Origin of the sequence: Rothia sp. HMSC061C12, assembly GCF_001815755.1 — a bacterium.
Lineage (GTDB): Bacteria > Actinomycetota > Actinomycetes > Actinomycetales > Micrococcaceae > Rothia > Rothia mucilaginosa.
In genome coordinates this window covers 288,114-296,150 of record NZ_KV821875.1, presented here as the reverse complement: position 1 = coordinate 296,150, position 8,037 = coordinate 288,114, and the positions used below count along the sequence as shown (strand labels likewise).

The following is an 8,037-nucleotide window of genomic DNA, read 5'->3' as shown; positions in this document are numbered from 1 at the left end:
TCGTTGTCCAAGAAACGGGAGGCAGTTCAGTTTTGGGCCGGGGTTTTGAATCGGGGAAGGTGACAATAATGCAGGGCAGTAGCGCGAATATTTCACCTCAAAGTTGAGGGGTTCATCTCATCTCTCTGCGTCATATTTGGGAATAAAAGCGTGCTTCAAGAAATGCTCTGTAAACTATTCCACATATTGCCGTTTGAATGGGACTCACGACGACCAAACCCGTAAAATGGTTGAACCTACCCGAACTCATGGGAAGCACACAAACATATGTCTTTTGCAGAAGGAATTATGAGCGCCTGCGACTTCGGTCCTGGCGACACTGAACGCGTTCACCTCATCATGGGTGAATGGCAGGTCATCTCTGACATCGCCCAGAGTGACCTGGTTCTATGGTTCCCCACCGACTACGTTGTTGCCGACGGCAGCTCCCCGGATGCCGTATCCGGCCCCAGCGAAACCAGTACTTTCCGTGCCTTCGCGCACGTGCGCCCCTCCAACGTCCGAACCCTCTTCCACCACGACATCATTGAGCAGGAAATGGAAGACGGAATCCGCGACGAAGCATACCGCGTCTGGATTGACCAGAACATCAGCACCTACACCGACGAAGGAAGCGGTGAAGGTGTTGGTGCCCGCCCGCGCGTACACGTAACCTTCGTGCCCATCGTGCGCAACAACCGCACCATTGCACTACTGACCAGCCACAAGATTGCCACCCCCAGCGGCTACCCCTCCATCAGTGACGAGGTCTACGAATTCGCTGCCGACACCATGCTCTCCATGGTTCACTCCGGCCTGTGGCCCGACCCCCTCGCCCAGGGAAATAATACCCAGGGCAACCCCCGCGTGATTGACGGCATTATTGTGCTTGACCCTGCCGGCCGCGTAGTGGTGGCTTCCCCGAACGCGAATTCCATGTACAACCGCATGGGGCTGAGCGGTTACCTTGAAAAGCGGAACCTTGCCGACGTCACCCGCGCCATGCTTCCTGCCGGTGAGCAGGCAGACGAAACCCTGCAGCTCGTCCTTGCCGGACGCAGCGACCTGCGCACCGAACTGGTCATTGCCCGCGCTCGCGTGACCATGCGTTCCATCCCGCTGCTGGCGCAGAGGCGTGCCCGTATCGAGCGTGAGGGCGCCGTGATTCTCTGCCGCGATGTGACTGAGTTGCGCCGTCGCGAGCTGGAGCTCATGACCAAGGATGCGACCATCCGCGAAATTCACCACCGCGTGAAGAACAACCTGCAGACTGTGTCTGCTCTGCTGCGCCTGCAGTCACGCCGCATGACCACTGACGAGGCGCGTCAGGGCCTGGAGCAGGCGATGCGCCGCGTGGCAACGATTGCTACCGTGCACGAGGCGCTCTCGCAGGGCCTGACCCAGAATGTCGACTTTGACGAGTTGATTGAGCGTCAGTTCCACCTTGCTGCTGAGCTTGCTTCCCCCGGTCAGCACGTGTCCACCAAGCTGATTGGCTCCTTTGGTTCTTTGCCGAGCCAGTTCGCTACCCCTCTGGCGCTGGTCATTAACGAGGTTGTCGCGAACGCCGTGGAGCACGGCCTGGACGGCGAGACCGGCACCGTGACCCTCGAGGGTATTCGCGGCACTAACGATGAGGGTGAGAACATCCTCACAGTCGTGATTACCGATGACGGTAAGGGTATGGGCGATAAGAAGATTGAAGAGTCCGGACCGAACGCCTACCGCCCGGTGACTGGCAAGGAAGGCCTGGGCATGCAGATTGTGCGTACTCTGGTGGCGAGCGAGCTGAACGGCTCGATTCGCTGGGAGGCTAATGAGCCGAAGGGTACCCGCGTGGTCATTACCGCGGTGCTCGTCTAAGCGCCTTCTTGCATGACATGTAGAACTGCCGCCGCCCCGAGTACGGGGTGGCGGCAGTTTGCTGTCTAGATAGGTCCTGTATATGGCAAAAGCGTGGTGCAGTGACAATGTCACTGCACCACGCTTTTGATGCCCTATTGAATACTCCGGAAGTTAGGATGCACGGCGGGCACGAGCTGCGCGACGCTTCATCGCACGACGCTCGTCTTCACTGGTGCCACCCCATACGCCGGAGTCCTGGCCGGTCTCGATGGCCCACTTCAGGCAGACGTCTACAACCTCGCAAGAGCGGCAGACAGTCTTGGCCTCTTCAATTTGCAACAGGGCAGGTCCGGTGTTTCCTACGGGGAAGAACAGCTCCGGATCCTTGTCCAAACAAGCTGCACGACTACGCCAATCCACGGTGGACCTCCTTCATGATTTACGGTCTCACGCGGTGGCAAGACACATCTATTTTCCTGTGTGCGTGTCAAATACATCCGCTGATGGGATGCACACCCTGGGTTAGGGTGAAAATTGACTTATCAACTTTCGCATGTTGGAGCGGATGTGACAAGTACTTTTCTCTAAAAACTTCAGTATTACACTGAGGCATCTATCACTTAGGCAAACCTTTGTCTAATTGAGAGGGTGGGGAATCGCATGCTGACACACATAGTCTGCACCCCGTCTCATGGGCGAGACGTGGGCGGTTGGGTGAGCGGCACCTCAGGCATAATATAAAGCGGTACCTACCCCTGAAATACCGCACCGAAGACGAGGCGGTGAACCCGAGGCGAACCCGAGGCAGGGGAGCACCCACCCGCTAACGCACTAGCGCATCGACCAGCGCATCAGGCCGAATACACCCCGGTCTGCCGCCGACACTACCCCTGAGGAGCCCACCGTGCCGTCACGCCCGTTCAACGTCATCTACGCATTCGCCCTGACCGAAACCTTCGCGGCATACATTCTGATTCGCGGTATCCTCTACCCCTTTATCGTCAGTGGATTGTCCACCGCCCAGGCAATTGTGGGCGGTGTGCTCCAGGTGCTCATTGCCTCGGGCATGACCTACTTCGGTCTACGTTTTTACCGTGGTCGCTTCGGCTCGCGCCTGCCCATGATCCTGATCACCCTCTGCGCCCTGTGGGTTACCGCAAGCACCCTCATCATGAACGTGAGTGCTTACGGCCTGAACATTAGCCAGTCCATCACGATTGCGGGTGTTATTGGCGCGGCGGTTGCCTTCGTCTTCGTGCTCATGCCCAGTAGCCGCCGCTATATTGAGGCGGTCACCGAGGCATCGGGCGAAGAAGCAGAGAAGTACAGCCGCCGACGCCGCTAAACCCCTAGCGCCGCTAACCCCTAGACGGCTTGGCTCTAGAGTGCTCAGCTCTAGACCGCTCAACTTTAGACCCCGGCCGGCACCTTCTGCACGGCTGCTGCAGCCTGTGCTGCCGTGGTCAGCGCCAGGGGAACCTGCGCCGCGCACACGGAGGCGCCATCCACCACTACAAGACGGCCGGCGGGCTGCTCACCCTGCGTGAATCGATCCAGAGGTAGCGCGGTCACCGTGCACATGTCGGCATCCGCCAGGGATGCGGGTGCGAGCAGAAGCGCACGCGAGCATCCCATGAGCGCAGCCAGCAGGGGTGAGGAGGCACGCCTCGGCCAGGGCGTGTAGGCGACCAGCATGGCGCGGAACTCACCGCGACGCTCCAGAAGTAGCTGCTGAACGGCGGGCTGCAGGTACTGCAAATCATCAATGAGCACGAGCGTGCGCGCGGGGTTTGTCACCGAGTCCAGGAGCGCACGGGTACGCTCCACGCTCGGCGGCTCACCTGTAGCACCGCCAGACCCCTCAAAGACGAGGGTATCCAGCTGCGGGTTGAGCTGAGCAATGCTTTCCAACAGGGTGCTTTTACCCGCCGACCGGGAACCCTGCACGGGAATTACAGCGCCAGCCGGGGCGCTCAACCATACCGGCATCTGCCGGCGGTCAAATGCGACGAGAAGCTTAGAGCCCTGCGGATTGCACGCGGCATGGGCGGCGGTCACGTACTCGGCCGAGGGCATGCGATAGTACTCGGGGAACTGCCTCAGAAGAGTGCCGGGGCGAGTGCTCGACCCGTTAGAAGCGCTCGCGGTGTTACCCCGCAGAACCTGAACCAGCTCCTGGAAACCCGCAACGCAGGGCGAAAGAATCGACGCGCTCAGCGGCTGATCACCGATGAGCTCCTCATTGATGGCACCTTCCACGCAGTAGTGGCTCTGCGCCGGGGTCGGGTAGTCCTTGCTCGTTGAACGCATCAGGTCGGCGTCCAGGAAGCGGCGGCTCAACAGCGTGGAATGCGCCGCAGCGGCGAAACGACCGCGCGGGTTCAACGCGGAGGTGAACACCACCGAATAGCCGCGACGGCACCCCTGCGAGAGTAGATCGTAGAGCAGGTTCTCCGTATCGGGTTGGCGGACCAGCGCCTCCAGCCAACTGTCCAGACCGTCCACGACAATGAGCGGGCGGGCGGAAGCCTCGGTGCCCCACAGGTTCGGGACGCGCAGCTCCTCCAGGCAGAAACGCAGATGCGAAAGCTCCTGCGCACCCACGAGCGTCTCAAAGGCACCGGCGTAGGGTTCCAGGTCGCGGTAGAGTGCACCGTCAGAGGTCAGCAGAACAACCGGCGTGCGGGCGGCGAACGCCTGCATCAGAAGCCCGTAAAGCATCGGGGCTCGTTCGGCGCTCTGCGCCAGCAGCGCCAGCGCTTGCTGACCCGACCAGCTGATCGGGCGGCGCACGCCGTATCGGGCAATCTCCAACTCACCCAGTAGGTACCCTGCGGAAGCGGTGCCAGAATTGGCGGGTTCCTGAGAATCTACAACCTGAGAGGTAGCCGCCGGATCAATGCCGTACGCTACCAGTTCGCTCACCGGCGCCTGCACCACTGGCAGCGGGGTGTTCTCGGGAAGCTCCGGCGGAATCGGGCAGTATTCATCCTCAACTGCTGCATTCTTCTGAAGACCCCTCGGCGCGTACTCGCGTTCATAGAGCGCACGAATCTGCTGCGCCGAACGAATCAGCAGCTCATCCTCATTGCTACCCAACGTCTGAACGGCAGAAGCGGCAGTCAGCTCACGCCAGCCGCCCTCCTCAAGACCCAGCACCTGCACCGGACGGGTATCGCTGCTCGAGGGGACCGCATCCACCAGCGGGGCGCGGAACGGCAGGGAACGACCATCCGGCAGACGCACATACCCGGCACCCGGATGCGCCGCCGAAATATACGCCGCGGACTCATGCTCCAGCAGGTTATAGGAATCCTGTGAGCTCGCCACACGCAAGCAAATGCTCGTGGCAATATTTGCGCGAATATCCTGCGAAATAGCACCCTGCGGACGCTGAGTCGCCAACACCAGGTGCAGACCCAGCGAGCGGCCAATCGTGGCAATGCGCATCAGCTCAGCCATAGCGTCCGGCATAGAATCGATGAGCATACGGAACTCATCCACCACGATCAGCAGCTCGGGGTAGCGCGGAGTCGTGCCCGCCGTCTGGCAGGATGCCAGGTAGTCGCGGTAGGAGTTCACGCCGAGCGCCTGCAGATCCACCTCGCGGCGGTGAATATCGGCGCGCAAAAATTCGAGGGCACGCTCCACCGCGGACACATCAAAATTGCTCAACACGCTGAGCGCATGCGGTAGCTGAGCCAGAGGACCCAAACCAGCCGAGCCCTTGAAGTCCACCAGAATCAGGCCGAGGCGCTCGGGCGGGTAACGTAGCGCAGCGCTGAGCACCAGCGAACGCAACAGCTGCGATTTGCCGGCACCAGTCGTGCCACCGAGCAGCCAGTGTGGGCCGTGCTCAGACAGACCAATATTCAGCGAGCCACCCGAAGAAACACCCAGGTAGCAGCGAATATCGGAGGCGTAACGCTGAGCGGACCAACGTTGCAGAACGGACTCCACCGCCATGTCATCGGTGCGATTCTTCTGCCGCGCGCTCTGCGCCTGCAGGGAAGAGAATAGATGCGCCGACTGGTGCACCTGAGCCTCACTAAGCGCGCCCTGCTCCTGCTCGCACCCGGCGCGGTACAGGTTCTCAAGAGCGGCACAGAATGCCTCAACGCTGAGCCCATCGGCGTGCTGGCACAGACCCTCACACGCCAGAGGGTGCACCTGGTAGACACCCTCGGTGGGCTGCACCGGCGGCGCCGCGTAACCCTGTGTACGGTAACGGATGCTCTGACGGTGGCTACCCTCACTTGCACACTCAACCCAGGCGGCACCAAAAAGCGCACCGGGTGCATGGGCGGAACTATCACCCTCAGCACTGCCCAGCACGCAGAGCGCCGGGGCGTTCATCTTCTGCTCACGCGGGGAGGCGAACGCGCGGGACTGCGAAGACTCCGCGACCGCCCCAGAGGTCAGCGCGGTCAGCAGAGGAGCGTAGACAGTGCTCGCCTGCAGGGGCATGAGAATCAGCGGCGGAACCGAGGAAGAAAGCTCCGACTGCAAGCTACTCTGCAGGGCCTGCAGATACTTCTCATGCTGCACGCCCGGCAGGCAATGCACGCTCACGCCCGGCACCACAGCCAGAGTCTGCAAGAGACTATTGGTGCGCTGCTGATCAGCGCTTTCAGCACCCGCCAGCAGAACGTGCACCGCACCCGGATAGCCCGCCACCAGCTGCACCAGGTAGGCGCGCAGATGTGCCTCCTCCAGCTTCAGGTAGTGCCCGAGAGTCGGGGTGGGTAGCGGCAGATAGTGGGGTGCATCCTGTTTCTCCAGAGTGCCCAGCGGGAGGTTGCGGCCGCGCAGGTAGGGCTGGCGGGGACCGCACCCGAGCACAATAGCCGGGTAGGCGGCATCATGCAGGGCAGAGGTGCCCGAAATCGCCAGGTCGCCTGCGGTCGGCAGGGCGAGGGCACGTTCCTTTTCCTGCTCAGCCGCCTGATGAGTTTGCTGCGATGCGGCACGGTTCTCCGCCCGACCGCCAAAGAAATGCAGAAGCATCAGCAGTGAAGACGCCGCTGACATCAGCAGAAGGAACCACATGCCGGTCACCAGCGCAATGATCAGACCCACCACAATCGGCAGGCACACGCTCAGCAGAATCTGCTTGAGCTTACGCGGCGCGGGAGGGTTCACCACCACCGGCTCAAAGGGGTTGCCGGCATCGCCCAGGGGAGCGAGCATCTGCGCGGGCTCGCCACTGGAAGAGCCAGAAGAAGAACCGAGAGAAGAACCGGGGGTAGCGGTGACGCTCGCCTTCTTGGCGGTGTGTTCGCCGTCGGCGCTGGGGGAGGTGAGCATGCAGAGTGAGGAGCCGAGGTGGAAAGGCTCGTCCCAGCGCAGGATGCGCGGCTCGGCGCTCTGCACCTTCTTGCCGCCCTGCACCTTCTTGCCGCCCTGTGCTTTCATACTGCTCTGCACCTTCTCGCTGCCCTCGCTCGCGGCGGGGTGCTTTTCGATCCAGCGGATGCCGGAGCTATCGGCGTAGAAGTTGCCGTGCACCGGCTTGAGGAAGGGGTCTTGCAGGTGAATGTGGTGCGGCTGTTCTCCTCCAGGGGCAGGTAGTGCCGCCCTGCCGAGGCTGGTGCGGCCGCGGCTGATGGGGAAAGTTGCGCCCGCGTCGGGTCCGCGCAGAATGTGCAGGAGGCTGACGGCGGGCGCGCCCGGAGTTTGAGATTCGTTCGGAATGTGGCTGTTTGGCGCAATCGAGGCGCCGGCGGGATCCTTATCGTGTGCGGGGCGTAGCTGGAACGTCGTTTCCTGTGCCTGAGCGTGCGCGCCGGGTGCAGGGTGCTGTAGAGCTTGGTTGAGTGCCTGATCTAGAGCCTGCTGGTGTACGCTACCGGGGCGCAGCTGTATTCCGGTGGGTGCCGCCTCGCCGTCGAGTCGGAGTACTCGGGGGTAGGGGAGCGCGTTGGTTGTGTTGTGGTGGTCGAGAAAGAAGAGAGTCATACCCTCAGAAAACATTAAAAAGCATTAAAGCTCAATAAATTATCTGTAGGTAAACTAATATGTTCGTATTTTTTGAATTTTTCGCCCTATTTTTCAAAAAATTGTGGATAAACCACCTCAATCACCTCTCGCGTGCACCAGCGCGCATCCCCAAATATGCCGCAGGGGTGCTTCCTTGTAGCGCGTGAGAGCCATGAAACGCCACCCTCGAACCACCCCCCTGCGCCTACAGCTCTAGGTGGCGGGTAATTACCG

General features: G+C 61.2%; 4 protein-coding genes. 2 read left to right on the top strand and 2 right to left on the bottom strand.

Going from position 1 to position 8,037, the window contains the following annotated elements; all coding sequences use genetic code 11:
- Positions 1-267: 267 nt before the first annotated feature.
- On the top strand, positions 268-1,842 hold the full coding sequence (locus HMPREF3055_RS08230; protein ID WP_070738822.1) for a sensor histidine kinase: 1,575 nt from the start codon (positions 268-270) through the stop codon (positions 1,840-1,842).
- 153 nt (positions 1,843-1,995) lie between these two features.
- On the opposite strand, the gene HMPREF3055_RS08225 is transcribed toward HMPREF3055_RS08230, so the two are convergent.
- Positions 1,996-2,244: a WhiB family transcriptional regulator gene (locus HMPREF3055_RS08225; protein WP_005505386.1), complete on the bottom strand. Its 249-nt coding sequence runs from the start codon at positions 2,242-2,244 to the stop codon at positions 1,996-1,998.
- Between the two features lie 484 nt (positions 2,245-2,728).
- On the opposite strand from HMPREF3055_RS08225, the gene HMPREF3055_RS08220 reads away from it, so the two are divergent.
- Positions 2,729-3,169 (top strand): alpha-N-acetylglucosamine transferase, encoded by a 441-nt coding sequence (locus tag HMPREF3055_RS08220; RefSeq protein ID WP_049342194.1) that lies wholly within the window; start codon positions 2,729-2,731, stop codon positions 3,167-3,169.
- 65 nt (positions 3,170-3,234) lie between these two features.
- Here HMPREF3055_RS08220 and HMPREF3055_RS08215 read toward each other — a convergent pair whose 3' ends face one another.
- Entirely contained in the window at positions 3,235-7,782 is a 4,548-nt protein-coding gene (locus tag HMPREF3055_RS08215; RefSeq protein ID WP_246823679.1) for an FtsK/SpoIIIE domain-containing protein, read from the bottom strand.
- Positions 7,783-8,037 lie beyond the last annotated feature (255 nt).